This window comes from Paenibacillus sp. FSL K6-1566, from assembly GCF_038050475.1.
Classification (GTDB): Bacteria; Bacillota; Bacilli; order Paenibacillales; family Paenibacillaceae; genus Paenibacillus_AQ; species Paenibacillus_AQ lactis.
Map to the genome: position 1 here is coordinate 6,518,243 of NZ_JBBOSR010000001.1, position 17,599 is coordinate 6,535,841.

Here is a 17,599-nt window from a genome sequence, read left to right on the forward strand (position 1 = left end):
TGATGAACATCATACTAATCATCAAATCCTAATAGAAGATTAAATAAACTATTAAGAAACTATTAATTCATCCTTTCAGTCGATACCCCATTCCCCAGATCGTCTCAATATACTCGGCCTCCGGGTTTGCCTGGGCCAATTTTTTTCTTAAATTGCTCACATGTACGGTAATCGTATTGTCCTCCCCCAAGTAAGCGTCTCCCCACGCCGCTTCAAATAGATTCTGCTTCGTATATACTTTCTTGGGATAAGACATTAAGAGTTCAAGCACCGCAAATTCCCTCGCGGTCAGGATCACATCGGAACCGTTGACCGATACCGTCTTCGTATCTATGTTCAGCAGAATATCCTTGTACGTCAATTGCCGGATCGGATCGGGCTGCGCGACACGTCGATATCTGCCAAGATGGATGTCGATTCTTGCCGATACCTCTTCAACATCAAATGGTTTTGTAATGTAGTCGTCCGCTCCCATTCGTAAAACGGCGACTTTTGTCTGCTGTTCCCCTTTGGCCGATATAATGATAACCGGCAGTTGTCGATCCGGTCCTAACTGTTCAAGGATTTCTTCGCCGCTTCGACCGGGAAGCATCAGATCGAGCAGGACCATGCTCCACTCCTGCTTATTCGCCAAATACAACAAAGCCTCTGTGCCGGAATAAGCCGGCTGCGGAACATAACCACTATTGGCTATAATTTCGCACAGTAATTTATTTATTTCATTATCATCTTCTACGACCAATATCTTTACTATTCCGTTCATTTCATTCACCCCATCATTCTATATTCTCTCATAGAAATCCAGAGATTGGATCGAAAAATCAGGCAAAGATGAAATAATGCAGGTGCATTTTTTTATGACTAAATTTATGAAGGATAGGAAATTGGCATAAATTCAAGGGTATGACCCAGATCTTTTATCACAGATGGAATACGCAAATCAAATGCTGGATGAAGCCAAAAATAAAAAATGAGCCCGGTACAGTACCGAACTCATTTTGAGAAAGCTGCCTGATAAAATCACCGCGTCAAGATTTCCACATTTAGAATTAGTTGATTAATAATTTTGGTCCCTCATTTGCAGGCCCTACGATCGTGTTTCCGTCGAAACTGAGATGCTGACCATACTTCTCTACTATAAATTCGTTAAACGATCCGTCTGCATCCACTGTGGCAATGACTGTGGGAGCCCCTTTTTTGGTGAACGTCATTTGATCCTTGTCCCATGCATTTGTTCCTCTTGCTCCCTTATATCCTTTCAAATCCAGATTTAACATCGTTTTTGCGTCTTTCACTGCATTCTTCATTAATGTATCCAATGTCAGCTTCTTGATCTTTGCATCTTTTTCTTTTTCTTTCTTTTGGAATTCTTTGTAATTATCTATGCTTTTACCATTACTCTGATATACGCCTGCTTGAAGCAGTTCCAGCGTTTTTTCTTCAATGGCAAAGCTCGCATTCATCGTTTTGGATTTATACTTATATTGATACACATTCGGTTTGCCATCACGGACAAACACACGATCCAACTTAGCCCCCTGCTTGACCTTTCCATTGGTAAGCTTGGATAATACCTGAGCAGCCTTCTTCTCCACGCTTGCAGGGGCATCGTCAGGAGCATAATTCACACCATGAGCCTGCTCCTTCTCTGTCATATAAACTTGTTTATTTTGCTTGGCATTCGATGAGATCGCGCCCACACTGTAGTTTGACTCTGAGATACTCACATACTTTGGTGCTTCCCCTGGGAACAAAGCTTCCCACGTTTTCCCCAGCTCAGTTTGATATTTTCCGCCATTTAAATCTTCATAGTTGACGTTAATATTGATGCTTTCAAGCTTTCCATTCTTTTTATAAGTAATAACATCATATTTGAAATTCTCTCTTTTAAAACTCACCAAATCTTTCATGGCTGTTCCCTGAATTAACTTATAGGTATTTCCTGTTAGCTCTTTCAGTTTATCCTGAGCCTGCTGCATAAGCTTCTGATCCGCCTTAACATTCTGTGAAGCATTGATATTTACTTTGTTGGGCGAATCTGCCTGAACAGGTGTTTGGCATCCCAGCAAACTTCCTGATAATAAGGCTACCCCGAGTATAGGGAAAATTTTCTTTTTGTTCATATCGATGAATTCCTTTCTTTGGCTGCCTCATGGTTATACTGAAATTTAAGTGCATCTCCAAGCTGCTTTTCCATACATATCAGTCAATCAACAATTTGAGTTCTTCATTTGGGGGACCTGCGATGGTCATTCCGTAAAAATCGATTGTCTGATTATACTTATCAATGGTAAAGCTGCTAAACGATCCGTCTTTATTATATCTAGCAGTAACTGAAGGAGCCCCTTCTTTGGTGAACGTCATATAATTCTCATCCCATGCATTCGCTCCTCTTGCTGCCTTATACCCTTTCAAATCCAGGTTTAACATCGTTTTTGCGTCTTTCACTGCGTTCTTCATCAAAGTGTCTAACGTCAACTTCTTAATCTTTTCACTTTTTTCTTTTTCTCTTTTCTGGAATTCTTCATAACTGTCTACCCCTTTACCATCGGTATGATTTACGTCAGCTTGGAGCAGTTCCAGAGTTTGTTCTTCAATGGCAAAGGTCACGTTCATCGTTTTTGATTTATACTTATATTGATACACATTGGGTTTGCCATCAAGGACATACATACGATCCAACCTAGCACCCTGCTTGACCTTTCCATCGGTAAGCTTGGACAGAACAAGATCAGCCTCCTTCTGCACGCTTGCCGGGGCATCGTCAGGAGCATAATTTACGCCATAAGCCTCGCCATTCTCTTGCATATAAATTTGCTTATTTTGCATAGCATTCGATGAGATGGTGCCCACATAGTAGATTGACTCTGAGATATTCACATACTTCGGTTCTTCCCCTGGGAACAAAGCTTCCCACGATTCCTTCAGTTTGGTTTGATATTTTCCACCGTTTAAATCTTCATAATTGATTTTAATACTGATCGTTTCGAGCTTTCCGTTAGCTTTATAGGCGATGATATCGTCCTTGAAGTTCTCTCTTTTTAAATGGATAGATTCTTTTGCAGCAGTTCCTTGAATCAACGTATACGTATTTCCTGTCAATTCTTTAAGCTTATCCTGGGCCTTTTGCATAAGCGTTTGCTCAGATTTAGCATTTTGCTTAATGTTCACATTCTCGTTGTTATGCGAATTCGCTTGAATCGGTGTATCATATCCAAGCAGACTTCCTGATAACAAGGCTGCTCCGATGATAGGAAAAATTATCTTTTTGTTCATACGAATAAACTCCTTTATAATTTATTACCCACAGCTTTTTAATGGAATGCTTCAGTCACGTTGAAATAAATCTATAGAAGACCAGTAGTCATCACCCCCTCTCTCTGCCTTAGACGGGCAGAGCAGCACCTTCAACCTGCCAGGCAGGACAGCTTTTGCCATTTAATTCAGCTTAAACCCTGCACCTTCTGATTAGTCCGTACCTTTTTCAGATAATTGCTTTAGCTCAATTTTAATAGAATAGATCGTTCCTTTAGAGGTGAACAACGCAGTCACGTCTGGAGAACCCTCTTTTGTGAACGTTAATGTATCAAACCGTGATTCAAGTTTGGCTACGTTATAATCAGCCAAATCCAAATTCATCCATGCTTTGGCTTGCTTCACTGCTTCCTCATGAATCTTGTCCAGCTCAATTGCTTTTGTTTTCTCAACTACGTCATGATATTTATTTTTATCATCCAATTGATTAAGTTGATCCGAGAGCGGAAAAGCTACAACCCTTGTGACCTGATTCGTATTTTTTTGTACATCAATGAGGATAGAACCCTTGTGTGTATGATACACGAACTTATACACCGGATTTTGATCGGGTCTTAAGATCATTTGACTTACTGACCGTTCACTTTCTTTAAAATCCCCAACTTTATGAAAAGCTTGGTCCGCTGCATCCTTTGTTGCATCTGGAACCTGCTCCGCTTCAATCGTTTGCTGCGCATAATACCATTTACCTTGGTCAAATTCGATGGAATTATTTTCGTTTCGCGCCTCTATGTGAAATGTGTTCGGTTTATATTCGTACATAATCACATCATTAATTCCTTCTCCTTGAGGGAAAATCTCATCCCAAACCTTTTGCAGCTGGCTTTTAAACTCCTGGTCCTCAATGTCCTCAAAGGGAATCATCCCCGTATGAAATTTCTTATTCCCATCCAAATCTCGTGAATAAACGGTATCCACCTTCTCATTTGGACTACTTTTCATTTCTTTGGCAAACGGATTAATATATTCAAGCAAAGATAGCCGCTCTATGGCTTGAGCCATGACAGGAGTTAGAGACACACAAAAAGCAACCAATGCCGCTGCGATAACGCCCACTCTTCTTGTGAAGATCGGTTTTTGTGGTGGCATGCTTTTGGATTCAAGTTTTTCGACAATCTGTTGACTCATGCTGTACTCTGGCGTCTCCGTATCCCGAATCATTTGCTCCACTTGGTGAATACTTGCGATTTTAGATGGATTAGGTGATCGACGCATTCACTGTTCCTCCTTCATTAACTTCCTTCGTCTGCAGTTTTTTGCGAAGGCGTTCATACTTTTTGCGCACGGTTGCCGGTTTCATATTCATGATTTCACTAATCTCGTTAAAGTTATATCGATGAATTGCCCGGAGAACTAGTATATGTCTCTCTTCGGCAGTCAGTAAATTTAGAAAATCCTTCAGTGTCGTTTGACTGTCTATTTGCTGAGTCGAGGTTTCAGGCTGATCATATTTATAACGATCTATAAAACGAAACCACCTTTTTCTGCTCCTGATTTGATTCAGACTGTAATTGTAGGCAATTTTGTACAGCCATGCCGAGAAACTCATATTTGGACGATACTTATGTATCTGTTCATACACCTTAATAAATATTTCTTGTAGAGCGTCCTCGGCTTCTTCCTTGCTTTTGAGCATATGGTAACAATAGATATACATTGGTTTTTCAAAGTTTTTAATAATTGAAGCGAAGGCTTCCTTATCCCCAAGTTTAGTCCTTTTAACCAGCAGCTCAATTTCTCCTGAGTTTGATTTATTCTCTCTGTAGTGTCTGTCCAAAAATCATCCCCCCCTCCTGCTTACACTCTTAATACACCAATGCAGCTCCTTTTGTGACAGCAGCATCAAAAATAATAACATCTTCGACCTTGAAATGATGAAAAAGAATATTTACGGGTATACAACGCTAGGAAAGTCTTGTTTTCCAATTGTAACGTACGAAGCCGGCAAGTTATTCAAGGGGGGGCTTTATCCACTTATTCACGGACTGCTTGCAGCCGGACTGATCGAGTAGGTCACCGATGACGGAGGGCGATTGAAAAACATATGCATATGCATTGCATCACGGGAAGAGCAGGAGATCTATTCGAATGGGGGACGGCGGAATTAGCGAACTAAATGCATTGTTTCGTAAGCGAACGCCCTTTGGCTTCACAGCTTAACAGGCCTAACGGCGAAAAACTCTTCTTGGAAAGACCAGTCTCCATGAAGAGTTTTATTGTTAAATGATATCTATATGATTTACTGTTGGTGATCTTCAAGTGCATCGAGACTCTAAGTCAAGAACCGGATCCCGCTATCAGTGCCTTTTTGGTTTTGACATACGTTCCATGATCAAAGCCACCCTGCGCCTGCTGAAAAGTCGGATCATTAGAGCCATAAAGTAATTGCTACGGCCATCGATGATATAGCTGCGCCCCTGGTCAATTCCGCGAAATCCGGCCTGTACAACCTTTTCAGGGGTCGAGAGCTTCTGACCTGCTCCCATCTCCTCGCTGCCGACCGCATCGAAAAATCCCGTCTCTGTTGCACCCGGGCATAGTGCGAGCACGCGAATACCACGCCCGCGCGCCTCCGCCCATAGCGCCTCAGAGAAGGACAATACAAATGCCTTGGTACCCCCATAAACTGCAGAATATGCACAAGGCATGAACGCAGCCATCGAAGCTACGTTAACGATGACTCCATCCTTTCTCCTCAGCATATCGGGCAGCAGCCGATGCGTAAGATCGACTAACGCAGCCGTATTCAACAGAATCTCCTCCTGCTCGCGCTCCGGGTCTATTTCCTCGAAACGGCCATAAGTGCCAACGCCTGCGTTGTTGATGAGAATATCGACCGACAAGCCCAGTTCGAATATTTGTTCGGCCAGCTGACGCGGGGCATTCGCTTTGGACAAATCGCAAGCGAGCGCATAAGCCTGTACGCCGTACTGGCGGTTGATTTCCCTTGCCATTGCATCCAGTTTGTCCTTGGAGCGCGCTGCCAGAACGACATGACAGCCTCGTGCCGCCAGTTCTTTGGCATACGCTTTCCCGATTCCAGATGAAGCACCAGTGACTACTGCCAGCTTATTTCGATATATATATTTGTTCAAGAAGCCAACCTCCTATTTAAGCGTCTCTGACGTAAATTATCTTCATTGTACTGTCGGTGGAGGGAAGTCAACCACATCATGTTTATACTATTAGCGGGATTAACAGCCTCTGTACTCGTTATGGTTCTCTTTTGTAGAAACGGCATTCAACAGAGATTATAATAATCATATATAACGTTCTTTTGGTCCATTTGGTACTAGCAATCTGCATCTACCCTATGAGTAAATAGATAAGTAAATAGAGGTGACCCATTTGAAAAAGAATCATTCTCCATCCGCATTGGGTGACTTCCTTAAATCGCGCAGAGAACGGTTACAGCCTTCAGAGGCAGGGATCCAGCCGCTGCCCGGACGAAGACGTACTCCGGGACTTCGAAGAGAAGAAGTCTCTTATCTTGCCAATATAAGCGTGACTTACTATGCCTGGCTGGAGCAAGGCAAGGAGGTTAATCCTTCGCCGGAAGTGCTGCTAAGTATCAGCAAAGCGCTTCAGCTTGACGAAGACGAGCAGAAGCATCTATTCGATCTGGCCAATGGAGATGTGGCGAGCGTCGTCACAGTGCCAAATAACGGTGGGCCGGATACGGGAGTTCTGCAGAAAATCGTAAATCAACTGCATTATCCTTCTTTTATCACAGACGAAGGTACGGATATTATCGCCTGGAATCGAGCGGCAGAACTGATCGTAGCCGATTTCGGCAGTTTGCCGAAAAACGAACGGAATATGATGGAGATTATGTTTTTAAAGCCGGATTACCGCAACAGACTGGTGAATTGGGAAGGCTTTGCTCGTTACGCTGTAGCTGTTCTGCGGGCAGGCTTCGATCTTTACAAGAACAACCCGTTATATATGGAACGATTCGAACGCTTGAGGCGGGAAAGCCCGGAATTCGTGCATTTCTGGGAACTATATGAAATCAAACAAAAACGCGTAGCCACCGCTTTATTCCGTGTTCCTGACGCACAGGAGATGGAGTTTGAGCTCCATTCCGCGGCTGTAATCGATAATGACCCGGGACTGCACTGGTGTTTCTTTGTTCCGGTGCCCGGTTCAGGTACGGAAGAGAGATTATTGCGTTTACTTGAGCAGGACAGGCAGCTACCGTAGACTGTTACTCCCATTAATAGAATAGACGTGCTGTGGCTAGCTCCCTCCAGTTGTTTGTATAATTCGGTGGATGACAACGATTGGAGGGTGTTTAGCATGCAGACTTGGTTTATTACAGGAGCATCAGGAGGCTTGGGTTCATGTATAACTCGCCGGTTGCTGGATAGAGGGGACCGTGTAGCCGCAACGGTACGCAAGCCGGGGGTGCTGGATGATCTGCAGGCACAGTATGGCTCTGGGCTTTGGCAGGCTAATTTAGATCTGACAAACTCTCAGCAAATTGCTGAAGTGGTGGAGCGTGCATTTTTAGAACTGGGCACGATCGACGTGTTTGTCAATAATGCAGCCTATGGCTTGTATGGCGCAGTGGAAGAAGCAAGCGACAGGCAAATTGAGCATCAGTTTATGACCAATGTGCTTGGCTCCCTACGTGTGGCGCGTGCAATCCTGCCCTTTTTCCGTAAGCAGGGCGGCGGTCACATGGTACAGATTTCGAGTATGGCGGGTCATTATTCTATTCCGGGTATGGGACTGTATTGCTCTTCGAAATGGGCGGTCGAAGGAGCCTTTGAAGCGCTAGCTAAGGAAGTGGCTCCGTTCAATATTAAGACCACTATGGTGGAGCCCGGCGGAATCCGAACGAATTTCATTACAAGCAACGCCGTATTCGGCGAGCGGATGGACGAATACCGGGATACGGAGGCGGGCCAATTCGTCAGCCTGATGAAGGGAGAACTGCCTGGTATAGATATGAGCATGTTCAATCAAATGGTTGTCGGCGATCCGGATAAAATGGCGCAGCAGATTATCCGTCGTGTCGACCAGGGAGAGGGTCCGATACGTATGGCGTTGGGCAGTGACGCCTATGAGCAAATCCGGGCAGCCCTGCTGGACAGACTGGCCGCTCTGGAAGCACAGAAAGAGCTGGCTTACTCCACTGATTCAGATGATGTGGTAAAACCCTTGTAAAGGACACCAAAAAATTCGGCATCCACGATAACTGGTATGCTCCTCTGCAAGTAGCCTGTTTATTTATTAAACCTGCTTACTTAAAGGGGGGCATATTTAATAACTTGCCGTCACTTATGGTATGGTTCCCCCCGATTAATCTTCACCGCCCGGTAAATCTGCTCCACCAACACCAGCCTCATCAGCTGGTGAGGCAAGGTCATACGCCCGAAGCTGAGCTTCGTTTGGGCGCGTTTCAGCACGGCCTCGGAGAGACCGTTCGAGCCGCCGATCACGAAGGCAACGGTGCTGGTACCGTAGGTGCCCAGCTTGTCGATATGGGCGGCCAGATCCTCGCTGGACCACAGCTGGCCGCCGATCGCGAGCGCGATCACATGGGCGTCCTGCTTGATGTAGCCGAGAATGCCCGCACCCTCCTTCTCCTGCACTTGACGCATCTCCGCCTCGCTCATGTTTTCCGGCGCTTTCTCGTCAGGCACCTCGTGCACCGACAGGCGCACATATGGCGCAAGACGCTTGCTGTATTCCGCAATGCCCTGCACCAGATACTTCTCCTTCAGCTTGCCTACGCATACGATCTGTATATTCATGGCGATGATTTCGCTCCTTATCTTTGCTGTTCTGACGTTCATTCTACCATTGTAACCTCTGCACGGAAAGAAAGACGCCGTCTTACCTCCCTCCCGTACGAAGCCTGTCGTTTCCACCTACGCATGAAAAGAAAAAGAACCGCAACCCGCGGCTCTCCCATCCATCGTTATTTTCAGTTGCTGTTCATTGTCGTTACAAGAAGCTGATGCAGTCGGCTTTTCTGATGTAAACATCAGAACTACCCCGCACACTTCATTTGAACACACACGATCTCCCCATTTTGAATACACAGCCTCCGGTCCCCCTCTTCCATATACAGTCCTTCCGAGAACCCCTTATGCTTGAGCCAGTTCTCCCGCTGTGCTTTAACTTGAAGCCTCCCCCGTCCCCTCAGCGCAAAATGACAGGCAGCTCTTTCAACGCAAACATCATCGTACTGTCCATCCGGGAAAGCGGGGCCGAGCGGTCGCGCCGATACTCCGGGAAGCGCTTCAGCAGCGCCTCAATCGCAATGCGGGACTCCATCCGCGCGAGCTGAGAGCCGAGGCAATAATGGATGCCGCTTCCGAGTCCAAGATGCGGATTCGGATTTCGGTGAATATTGAATACGTCCGGACGCTCGAACACCGCCTCGTCATGATTGGCGGAAGCCATCCAGATATACACATGCTCGTTCTCCCTCAGCGTCTTCCCGCCCAGTTCCGTCTCCTGCTTCACGCGGCGGAACATCACCTGTACCGGCGAGAAATAACGGAATACTTCCTCCAGTGCGCCCGGGATGAGCGATCGGTCCGCGAGAAGCTCTGCCCGCACCTCCGGCAAGCTATCGATGGCCAGAACGGCAGAGGAGATCAAATTCGTTGTCGTCTCATTGCCGGCGACCAGCAGGAGGATGCAGAAGCCGATGATTTCAAGCTCGGTCAGAGACTCATTATCGATACGGGCTTCCACCAGCTTCGTAATCAGGTCATCCTGCGGATGGCGGCGCCGGTCATCCGCGATGGCAGAGAAGTACTCGCTCATCTCGCGCTGGCACTGGATATACGCTTCGTAATTATCGCCAACCAACGCATCTGACCAAGCCTTGAAGCGTTCCCGGTATTCCAGCGATACGCCTAGCATCTCGGCGATGACGACGATCGGGAGCGGACTCGCTAAATCCGCCACGATGTCCATCTTCCCCTTCTTCTCCGCTTCATCCAGCAGGGACTTCGTGATCTCCTCGATCTTGGGAGCAAGCGACTCGATCATCCGCGGCGTAAACGCATGGGAGACCAGTCTCCGAAGCTGTCGGTGCTTCGGCGGATCCTGCCGGAGCAGGCTGGACTCGATCGGGTCCTCCGAAGAAGGCGAGCCTTGGGAAGAGAAGACCTCATAGTTGGTGAAGACCGCTTTGACATCCTCGTATTTAAATACGTTCCAGGCTCCGCTACCATCAATTGCAGCCACCGGAGATTCCGTTCGCATCTGGCGGAACCATTCCAGCGGGAGTAAACCGTTCTTATTCCATTCCATACCGATAACCTCCATCTTCGCTTCAAGATTTGAACTGACTGGTCAGTTAGAGCTGCTTACAAAAGAAGGCCGAGTTTATTCAACCGATATAAACAGGCCTTGGGTAATGACCGTGAACGCAAACTGCTCCAGGTCTTCGCGGGTATAGGCTTCTTGATGATTCAAATAATAATTACATACGCTCTCCAATGTGCCGATCATGCTGACCGCAGCCAGGTTGGCATCGACATCGCGGAACAGATTCTCTTCACACTTGCCATCCTCAATGATCTTCGCCAGAAAGCCGATATGCGTCCGCTTCAGCTCCTTCAGCTCTTCCAGGACATCCTGCTCAATGCCGTTCGAGATCTCATTGAATACGATATGGGAAAAATGCCGGGATTCCAGAAACAGATCCAGATGATGACGGATGGTCCGCATAATCATCTCTTTGATCGGCAGCGGGGAATTCAGATCCGCTTCGGTCCGCCGCATAATATCCTCGAAGCCCTGCTTGACGACCGTCTTGAAGAGCTGGGATTTGCCCGGGAAGTTGTAGTACAGCGTTCCCTTGGCAACCTGAGCGCGGGCCGCAATCTCGTCCATGCTTGCGCGGTGGTATCCATTCTCGGAGAATACTTCTATGGCTGCTTGGATAATTTTTTCTTTGCTCACAATGGGGTCTGCCCTTTCACACAAATTTCAGTTAAACGTTTCTTGTTCTGACTGGTCAGTTCAAAAATAAGATAACATGCTGGGAAAAATTAGTCAACCGAAGAAGTCCCTAGACTATATCAATGTTGGATTCCATCCATATATATTTCGATTCTTAGGTTTATTTACGTTCTATCCTATACATATGGTCCAATACAGTGTATATTTCAACAGGGCTGGTAAAGAATCAGCATATAGGGACAAGAATATATCGTAACGGAGTGATGGGTTGAGTAAATCCAAGGGCAAGGGCGGAACAGGCCGAGGCACAGGCAAGAAAGGTTGGAGCCGATGGGATGCCAGCGCGAGAAGAGCCAAGAGTAAACCCAAACCTTATACCAGTAAAGGGACCAAGCAGGCGGACAATGCAGCGGACGCCAGTAAGCATAAAGGTACCCCATAATGAACATATGGTTTTAGGAGCCCCCTGATACCACCTATGAAGGAGATGAACGGATTGGACAATCAAGAGGTTTTGACGGACGTGCCGTCGAATTATGAAGAGCTGAAAAGCTCCGCTAACCGGAACGCCAATTGGAGAGAACGGTTAAACGCCGTTGAAGAGCTGGGAAATTGGAAAAATCAGAAATCCATCGATATTTTGCTGCATAGACTGAATACGGATGCGGTTCACCAGGTAAGGGAAGCAGCCTATCATAAACTCCGGGCCTTTGGTGAGGACGTGCAGATGCCCGAAAGACGAAAAGGCGAGCTGATGAAAGACGTTTCTAAGGTGCTGCTGCGCATCAAAAAAAGCCTTCCCCGTGACCACAAGTATGAAGACTTCAAAGACAAGCTAAAAAAGATGAGAATTGATATCTATGATACGTACGAGGGTGACAAAGGAGACGAATTCGACAGCTGGCTGGAGCAAACCTGGTCTTCCTTGTTAAGAAGATAACGGGGTAACCAGCCTTCCGGAAAGTCTACCATGTTTATAAGAATTCCGGGTATGTTATACTGAACACAAATATTAATTTATAGGAGTGGTACTCTGAGAAAGCAAAAGCCCATGTCGTTTGATGATCTGTTGAAGGAATTGCAAGGACAAAAATCGGTACAGGAGGATCCGGATAACATCTCTCTGGAAAAGCTGTTCAATGAATCGTTTATGCGTAAACATTCATCCCATAACAGCTTTGGGGATTTTGTCGTAAAAGGTAACTTCCAAGTGGAAACGCATGAAGATATCGATAACATTCCGGACGAACTGTTTGACCGTCACGTTTCAAGAGAAACCGATTTTCCGGATTGGAAATCAATGCTGGAGCAGGCCAAAGCCGACCATGAGGCTGCCACGAAGTAAATCAAAGATAAATATCGCTGCTTTGACGCAGCTACGATTGGGGGCCGAAGGCCCCTTTTTCTATTCCATCCGTTTAACGTGGTATGCATTCGACATCGGCTTGCTTACTTCGACTCGGAATTGGATTCCGATTCCGTCTCGGCCTTCTCCCTGAATTTCTTATAGAGCTTTGTAATATTCGCCGTATTGATCTGGATGTTGTGCTCGTAAGCATATTTCACAGCATATCCCAGCGCCAGGGTTGTAGCCCCCGCGACCGTCGCTCCGGCGACCGATCCTGCGCCAGGGAATACCTTCACGATCTGCCGGAAAATGCTCTTCCCGATATTTCCGAATATCGTGGCAATGACGAGCTCCTTCGCCGTCTCCTTGCTGATCGGCTTATTGTACAGCACCGCGAGCCGGGTAAGGAGACTCACTTGAATGCCGGTAATCGGAATGATATCCGATCCCGGAATGGGGGATGCGCCTACTGCTCCTGCCGAGATCGAGGCTCCGATGATCCACCCGTTGGCGGTCGCCGACTTTTCCTTGATGCTTTTGGCAAAAAGGATGTCTTTAGACTTTTTTTTAAGCATCTCCAGAATGCTGCTCCGCAGCCGGTCGATGTTCTCGCCCGTCCGAGAAGACACCGGCACAACCTCATAGCGCCCTCCGGTCTCCTTCCGGATACGCGCCACCAGGCGGTCGATTTCATCCGCGGCGTCAATTTTATTCAGCACGATCAGGATGTTCGAGTTGACGCCTTGAATTTTCTCAAACGACCTCTTCTCCGCCTCCGAGAAGACGGTGCCTGCAGCGTTCAGAAAGAACAGCACCATATCCGCCTGTTTATAGTAATTCAAGGTCACTTCCGAATTGGCGGTATTCACATCATTCAACCCGGGTGTATCAATGAAAGATATATTGTCCTTATATTTATGCGGATGAATCACCGTCGTTTCGCCGGGCTCGGCCCCGACGCCCGCCACCTCTTCGCCCACGATCCGATTCATGGTTGAGGACTTGCCCGTATTCACGTCGCCAATCAGCGCAATGAGGATTTCCTGCTTCAGTTGGCGGTTGATTTCATCCATTTCCTTCTCGTAAGCCTCATCGGCTGCCCGCTTGATCTCCTCTTCCCAGACCTTCCCGAAGTCATCCATCTCTGATCGTCTCCATTCACGATAGGTTATCGGCGCCTCCGTGCAATCTACACATCCATCATACACTACGGAGGACTGTCCACCAAAGCTTCGCTGCTTCGATTGCCTTCATGATCTCTTAAACAAAAAAAGCGTGAAATCATCACGCTTTCTCATTCGCATTATTTATTGAATTAAAATATTGACGTTATACAATTAAAAATTCAGCATGCTTCTCGCACTCCGCGCACTTCACTGGCGGGTCCCAGTCCGAAAACTCCGTCTCCTTCAAATCCACGATATCTGGAGCATCCTCATACTCATCCACGAAATTTTCGATTGCCAGTTCCACATGTTCTTTGCATACGACGTACATTCTATGCATCCTTTCTGTTATCGCCTATGAGCCCGCGTTTCTATCAAACCGTATAGCCACTCTTCTGTTCTACCACACTCTGCGAGAAAAAGAAATGCTTTTGCCCGAATTACCCCCGCATCCGGGCTTCCAATGTATTCTGCCTCGCTTCCAGGCTTGATATTCCCCCAAGATCTTCCTACTGGACAATGGATCATTCGTTATTCTGGGACAATACCACGCTCAAAGAGGCCCGTCCTCTACGCGCAGCCTCCATGAATCCATACTCGTGGAAGAGGGCGAAATGTCTGCAAGGAGTTGATCAGACCAATGTTCGGGACAAGGTATGCCGACGGGGAGGCCGCCTATCCCCATATGACGCTAAATTACCGCTAGGGGTTGCCTCATTGCCTCAATCCCAGTAAAACAGCAAGAGAGCGTGCATAAGCACGCTCTCTCCAGAGTGTCGAGAAAGTCCAACGGACTTTTCGACACTCTATTTTTTATATGGGGAATCATATCTTTTAAAATAAAAATCGATTTAAAGCGCTCTGAGAACCCTACTTCAGTGACCGACGAGGCAATTTTAAACCCCCTGCAAAAAAACAGGGGGTTTCTCGACAGCCTGAAGAGAGCGTGCATAAGCACGCTCTCTCTTTAGTCCGCCAAGTGAATGACGCTCAACCTTTTTCATATCTCTTTCGTCTAAAGCATAGCCGAAGCTTATTCCTCCGGCTTCTCTTCCAGCTTCACCTTGAGCGACTGCAGCTTCCCATCCCGGTAGAATGTTACATCCAGCTCACCGCCAACCTTGGTGTTGCGGTACAGATGCTTGCGCAGTTCTAAGGTGGTCTTAATCGGCTTGCCATCCAGCTTGACGATGACGTCGTTCAGCTGAAGGCCCGCATCCTTGGCAGGTCCCAGGGCATCCAGTACGACCACACCCTCGGTTACGCTCTTCGGCAGCTTCAGATTCTCCTTCTCTTTCTTGCTCAGCGGCGCATAGGGATTGCCCAAATCCACCGTATAGACACCCAGGTATGGACGCGCGATGTAGCCCTTCAGCATAAGCTCCTTAACAACCTCGGTAATCTCGTTCACCGGAATGGCGAACCCAAGGCCTTCCACACCGGTATCCGCGATCTTCATCGTATTAATGCCGATCACCCGGCCATTCAGATCGACCAGCGCACCGCCGCTGTTGCCCTCATTGATGGCGGCATCGGTCTGAATCACTTCCTGCTCCCAATCGTAATTTCCGTCCTGATTGAGCGAGACCGGAATGATCCGGTTCGTATAACTGACGATGCCGGAGGTCAGCGTATCTCCCAGCCCAAGCGGGTTCCCGATCGCAATGACGGTCTCTCCCAGCCGCAGCTTGGAGGAATCGCCGAACTCGGCTACATCGCCAATGCCTTTGGCGTCAATCGAGAGCACCGCAATATCGCTCACGCGATCGGTGCCGACAAGCGTCGCTTGCTTCTTCTCGCCGGTCACGGTAACGACCTCGAAGGAATCGGCATTTTCTACAACATGATTATTCGTGATGATGTAAGCCTTGCCTTCAAGCTTCTTGAAAATAACACCGGATCCCAGCGCATCCTCCTGAGATTCGCCGAAATCACCGAATTCATCCCCGAAATCGAATTCCTCTCCGAAATCAAATCCCTCCGGAAGCTCCAATCCCTCTTCGTCTTCAGGCAAGACTTCCTCCTCGCTCTCAAGATCCTCCTCTTCCGGCAGCACGGTCTCTTTATGCGTCAGCACGCTTACGACAGCAGGACGCACCTTCTCGGCTGCTTGAATAATCCGCTCATAAGGGTCCCCTTCCGTCGAGGACAGCTGATGTCCGCCGTTCACCAAGGAGACCCGGGATGTGGAGGCAGGATGGCCGGTAATGAAGCTGAACAGCATCACGGCAATCAATGCGCTGCATACCGAGCTGATCGCGGAGATTTGGAAGGTGGACAGCCCTCTGCTCCGGCGGCTGGTCCGCCACTTCGTTCGCCACTTGGTTCGCGCAGATCGGTCCTCGCTGGCATTTTTGCTCTTCCTGGATACTTTGGTTGAATAAAAATCATCGTCAAACAATCCCATTCGCGATCCCTCTCTCCCCTTGTCGCTGCACGTCAAGATACGATATCCGCTTAAAGACCATCGCCATTACCGACCGACTCCGCATTCATTCTGTCGCCATAACAATCCGCCCTGCATCGTGTATCAGATCTTTCTTCCAACGCATGCCCACGCCAATAAATCTCTCTATAGTAATAACTCTTGAGAAGGCCAAAAAGTTGCAGGTCTCGGCCATACTCTTTCGATTTGTACCATTTATACGAACCCTGCCTGAACGTTCCGACAGGAAACTATGAATCTTCATCCAGAAAAGGTATGTATTGGTACCCATATGGTTCAAAAAAAACCCTGTATCCTTCTATTACCACAAACAGGGCGGCTCCAAGCGCGAACTCCATGTAATTTTATGAAACAGCCGGCAATCCGCCTGCTCCATCCATCGTGAACAACCCAATCCAGTGCATTCCAAAGATGCACATTGTACCAAATACCAACAGCTGTCATGAGCATGTTCTTTAGTGCTCCTATTGTACCACATCAGTCACGTTTAAAGTTAGCTGTCTTTTGTAAAAACAATTGTCAAATTGATGGAAATATTTTTGGAATTCCGTTCACATACCTCAGGCATGATGCTGCAGCCACGCTTCTCCTAACACACACAATAAGGTATTACGCTATTTTCGCCCCAAGGTTCCGAGTTTTTCGCTGAGGCTGCCCGTTGTCTTCAAGGTGATCGAGCTGCTGCTTGCGCATGCGTCCGCCATAAGGCGGGGATGTTAAGAACGCGTCGTGATGATGGTTCACGAAAAGGAGGTGATCGAATATGGCTAGAAGATCAAGACGGCGCCGCAGTCCAGAAATGCAGCAGTTCATGAACGACGTCATGCGGAATGAGGGCTACCAGGTCAACCCGCAGCAGGAAGTGAAGTATGAGGTTGCAAAGACGCTTGGCGTCCCGCTCAAGCCTGAAGGCAACGGCAATCTGACCACCGAGCAGGCCGGGAAAGTCGGAGGCGCTATCGGCGGCTCGATGGTCCGGGAAATGATCCGGATGGCACAAGAGAGTTTAAGTAAGCCGTAAGAACGTTCTTAGTTGCCTGCTATGGATAAAAGCACAAAAGCACTCCATGGCTTCCGAATGTTGCACGGCCCGGGAGAATGCCTCATCATGCTTCCATGCCGTTCCTTGCACACTCGCTAGGGGTTAGCGCTCGGCGCTTCGCGGTGTGCAGCTGGGCCCCTTAACGCATGCGACGCAGGCATAGCTTATGGCGGCTTATGGCGATAACGCCGTTGCTGCATCTTTTTCACTTAGGGGTAAAAGAGCAAACAGGCTGCCTCTGTCACGATCCACGTGACGGAAGCAGCCCTTTCTTGTGTGCATATTTTCGCCTATTCTCTCGATTATACTGATTTCCAACGTTTTTTTAATTCATAACTAGGTGTCGCACA

The 17,599-nt window shown here is 47.5% G+C and carries 18 protein-coding genes; 6 read left to right on the plus strand and 12 right to left on the minus strand.

Going from position 1 to position 17,599, the window contains the following annotated elements; all coding sequences use genetic code 11:
• Positions 1 to 67: 67 nt before the first annotated feature.
• From NST08_RS29180 to NST08_RS29205, 6 genes are all read right to left on the minus strand, one after another.
• Complete coding sequence (locus NST08_RS29180; RefSeq protein WP_040738336.1) at positions 68 to 763, minus strand: response regulator transcription factor; 696 nt, start codon at positions 761 to 763, stop codon at positions 68 to 70.
• A gap of 286 nt (positions 764 to 1,049) precedes the next feature.
• Positions 1,050 to 2,123, minus strand: a complete 1,074-nt coding sequence (locus NST08_RS29185) for a hypothetical protein (protein WP_007129163.1) — start codon at positions 2,121 to 2,123, stop codon at positions 1,050 to 1,052.
• Between the two features lie 79 nt (positions 2,124 to 2,202).
• A complete protein-coding gene (locus NST08_RS29190; protein ID WP_007129164.1) occupies positions 2,203 to 3,276 on the minus strand; it encodes a hypothetical protein in 1,074 nt (357 codons plus the stop codon).
• A gap of 192 nt (positions 3,277 to 3,468) precedes the next feature.
• Complete coding sequence (locus NST08_RS29195; RefSeq protein ID WP_007129165.1) at positions 3,469 to 4,530, minus strand: hypothetical protein; 1,062 nt, start codon at positions 4,528 to 4,530, stop codon at positions 3,469 to 3,471.
• Complete coding sequence (locus NST08_RS29200; RefSeq protein ID WP_007129166.1) at positions 4,514 to 5,092, minus strand: RNA polymerase sigma factor; 579 nt, start codon at positions 5,090 to 5,092, stop codon at positions 4,514 to 4,516. The genes NST08_RS29195 and NST08_RS29200 overlap by 17 nt, the downstream gene beginning before the upstream one ends.
• Before the next feature lie 520 nt (positions 5,093 to 5,612).
• Complete coding sequence (locus NST08_RS29205; RefSeq protein ID WP_341342592.1) at positions 5,613 to 6,410, minus strand: SDR family NAD(P)-dependent oxidoreductase; 798 nt, start codon at positions 6,408 to 6,410, stop codon at positions 5,613 to 5,615.
• Between the two features lie 244 nt (positions 6,411 to 6,654).
• On the opposite strand from NST08_RS29205, the gene NST08_RS29210 reads away from it, so the two are divergent.
• On the plus strand, positions 6,655 to 7,518 hold the full coding sequence (locus tag NST08_RS29210; RefSeq protein WP_341342593.1) for a helix-turn-helix transcriptional regulator: 864 nt from the start codon (positions 6,655 to 6,657) through the stop codon (positions 7,516 to 7,518).
• A gap of 96 nt (positions 7,519 to 7,614) precedes the next feature.
• Positions 7,615 to 8,487: an SDR family oxidoreductase gene (locus NST08_RS29215; protein ID WP_340898244.1), complete on the plus strand. Its 873-nt coding sequence runs from the start codon at positions 7,615 to 7,617 to the stop codon at positions 8,485 to 8,487.
• 110 nt (positions 8,488 to 8,597) lie between these two features.
• Here NST08_RS29215 and rlmH read toward each other — a convergent pair whose 3' ends face one another.
• The 3 genes from rlmH to NST08_RS29230 form a co-directional block, all read right to left on the minus strand.
• A complete protein-coding gene (rlmH, locus tag NST08_RS29220; RefSeq protein WP_251535889.1) occupies positions 8,598 to 9,077 on the minus strand; it encodes a 23S rRNA (pseudouridine(1915)-N(3))-methyltransferase RlmH in 480 nt (159 codons plus the stop codon).
• 391 nt (positions 9,078 to 9,468) lie between these two features.
• Positions 9,469 to 10,593, minus strand: a complete 1,125-nt coding sequence (locus tag NST08_RS29225) for a cytochrome P450 (RefSeq protein ID WP_341342594.1) — start codon at positions 10,591 to 10,593, stop codon at positions 9,469 to 9,471.
• Positions 10,594 to 10,668: 75 nt separating this feature from the next.
• On the minus strand, positions 10,669 to 11,247 hold the full coding sequence (locus tag NST08_RS29230; protein WP_028406222.1) for a TetR/AcrR family transcriptional regulator: 579 nt from the start codon (positions 11,245 to 11,247) through the stop codon (positions 10,669 to 10,671).
• A gap of 268 nt (positions 11,248 to 11,515) precedes the next feature.
• Between NST08_RS29230 and NST08_RS29235 the strand changes: the two genes are divergently transcribed.
• From NST08_RS29235 to NST08_RS29245, 3 genes are all read left to right on the plus strand, one after another.
• Positions 11,516 to 11,689, plus strand: coding sequence for a DUF3934 family protein (locus NST08_RS29235; RefSeq protein ID WP_083832603.1), 174 nt, complete (start codon positions 11,516 to 11,518; stop codon positions 11,687 to 11,689).
• A gap of 54 nt (positions 11,690 to 11,743) precedes the next feature.
• The gene (locus NST08_RS29240) at positions 11,744 to 12,187 is read left to right on the plus strand and encodes a HEAT repeat domain-containing protein (RefSeq protein WP_007129183.1); all 444 of its coding nucleotides are present in this window, start codon (positions 11,744 to 11,746) and stop codon (positions 12,185 to 12,187) included.
• Positions 12,188 to 12,298: 111 nt separating this feature from the next.
• Positions 12,299 to 12,592 carry a hypothetical protein gene (locus NST08_RS29245; RefSeq protein WP_007129184.1) on the plus strand — a complete coding sequence of 98 codons (294 nt, stop codon included), beginning with the start codon at positions 12,299 to 12,301 and terminating at the stop codon, positions 12,590 to 12,592.
• A 104-nt stretch (positions 12,593 to 12,696) separates the two neighbouring features.
• Here the strand turns inward: NST08_RS29245 and NST08_RS29250 are convergent, their stop codons facing one another.
• The 3 genes from NST08_RS29250 to NST08_RS29260 all read right to left on the minus strand — a co-directional run bounded on the left by NST08_RS29250 (position 12,697) and on the right by NST08_RS29260 (position 16,168).
• Positions 12,697 to 13,737 carry a GTPase gene (locus NST08_RS29250; protein WP_007129185.1) on the minus strand — a complete coding sequence of 347 codons (1,041 nt, stop codon included), beginning with the start codon at positions 13,735 to 13,737 and terminating at the stop codon, positions 12,697 to 12,699.
• 187 nt (positions 13,738 to 13,924) lie between these two features.
• Positions 13,925 to 14,092 carry a CxxH/CxxC protein gene (locus NST08_RS29255; protein ID WP_007129186.1) on the minus strand — a complete coding sequence of 56 codons (168 nt, stop codon included), beginning with the start codon at positions 14,090 to 14,092 and terminating at the stop codon, positions 13,925 to 13,927.
• A gap of 702 nt (positions 14,093 to 14,794) precedes the next feature.
• Entirely contained in the window at positions 14,795 to 16,168 is a 1,374-nt protein-coding gene (locus NST08_RS29260; protein WP_007129187.1) for a S1C family serine protease, read from the minus strand.
• A gap of 802 nt (positions 16,169 to 16,970) precedes the next feature.
• Here NST08_RS29260 and NST08_RS29265 point away from each other — a divergent pair.
• Positions 16,971 to 17,228, plus strand: coding sequence for an alpha/beta-type small acid-soluble spore protein (locus NST08_RS29265; protein ID WP_028406228.1), 258 nt, complete (start codon positions 16,971 to 16,973; stop codon positions 17,226 to 17,228).
• Positions 17,229 to 17,599: the final 371 nt, after the last annotated feature.

What these genes read in the sequence shown, in the direction of transcription:
- NST08_RS29190 (WP_007129164.1), bottom strand. Translation starts at nt 3,276, where the DNA reads ATGAACAAAAAGATAATTTTTCCTATCATCGGAGCAGCCTTGTTATCA.
- NST08_RS29180 (WP_040738336.1), bottom strand. Translation starts at nt 763, where the DNA reads ATGAACGGAATAGTAAAGATATTGGTCGTAGAAGATGATAATGAAATA.
- NST08_RS29185 (WP_007129163.1), bottom strand. Translation starts at nt 2,123, where the DNA reads ATGAACAAAAAGAAAATTTTCCCTATACTCGGGGTAGCCTTATTATCA.
- NST08_RS29225 (WP_341342594.1), bottom strand. Translation starts at nt 10,593, where the DNA reads ATGGAATGGAATAAGAACGGTTTACTCCCGCTGGAATGGTTCCGCCAG.
- NST08_RS29215 (WP_340898244.1), top strand. Translation starts at nt 7,615, where the DNA reads ATGCAGACTTGGTTTATTACAGGAGCATCAGGAGGCTTGGGTTCATGT.
- NST08_RS29245 (WP_007129184.1), top strand. Translation starts at nt 12,299, where the DNA reads ATGTCGTTTGATGATCTGTTGAAGGAATTGCAAGGACAAAAATCGGTA.
- rlmH (WP_251535889.1), bottom strand. Translation starts at nt 9,077, where the DNA reads ATGAATATACAGATCGTATGCGTAGGCAAGCTGAAGGAGAAGTATCTG.
- NST08_RS29195 (WP_007129165.1), bottom strand. Translation starts at nt 4,530, where the DNA reads ATGCGTCGATCACCTAATCCATCTAAAATCGCAAGTATTCACCAAGTG.
- NST08_RS29265 (WP_028406228.1), top strand. Translation starts at nt 16,971, where the DNA reads ATGGCTAGAAGATCAAGACGGCGCCGCAGTCCAGAAATGCAGCAGTTC.
- NST08_RS29250 (WP_007129185.1), bottom strand. Translation starts at nt 13,737, where the DNA reads ATGGATGACTTCGGGAAGGTCTGGGAAGAGGAGATCAAGCGGGCAGCC.
- NST08_RS29260 (WP_007129187.1), bottom strand. Translation starts at nt 16,168, where the DNA reads ATGGGATTGTTTGACGATGATTTTTATTCAACCAAAGTATCCAGGAAG.
- NST08_RS29255 (WP_007129186.1), bottom strand. Translation starts at nt 14,092, where the DNA reads ATGTACGTCGTATGCAAAGAACATGTGGAACTGGCAATCGAAAATTTC.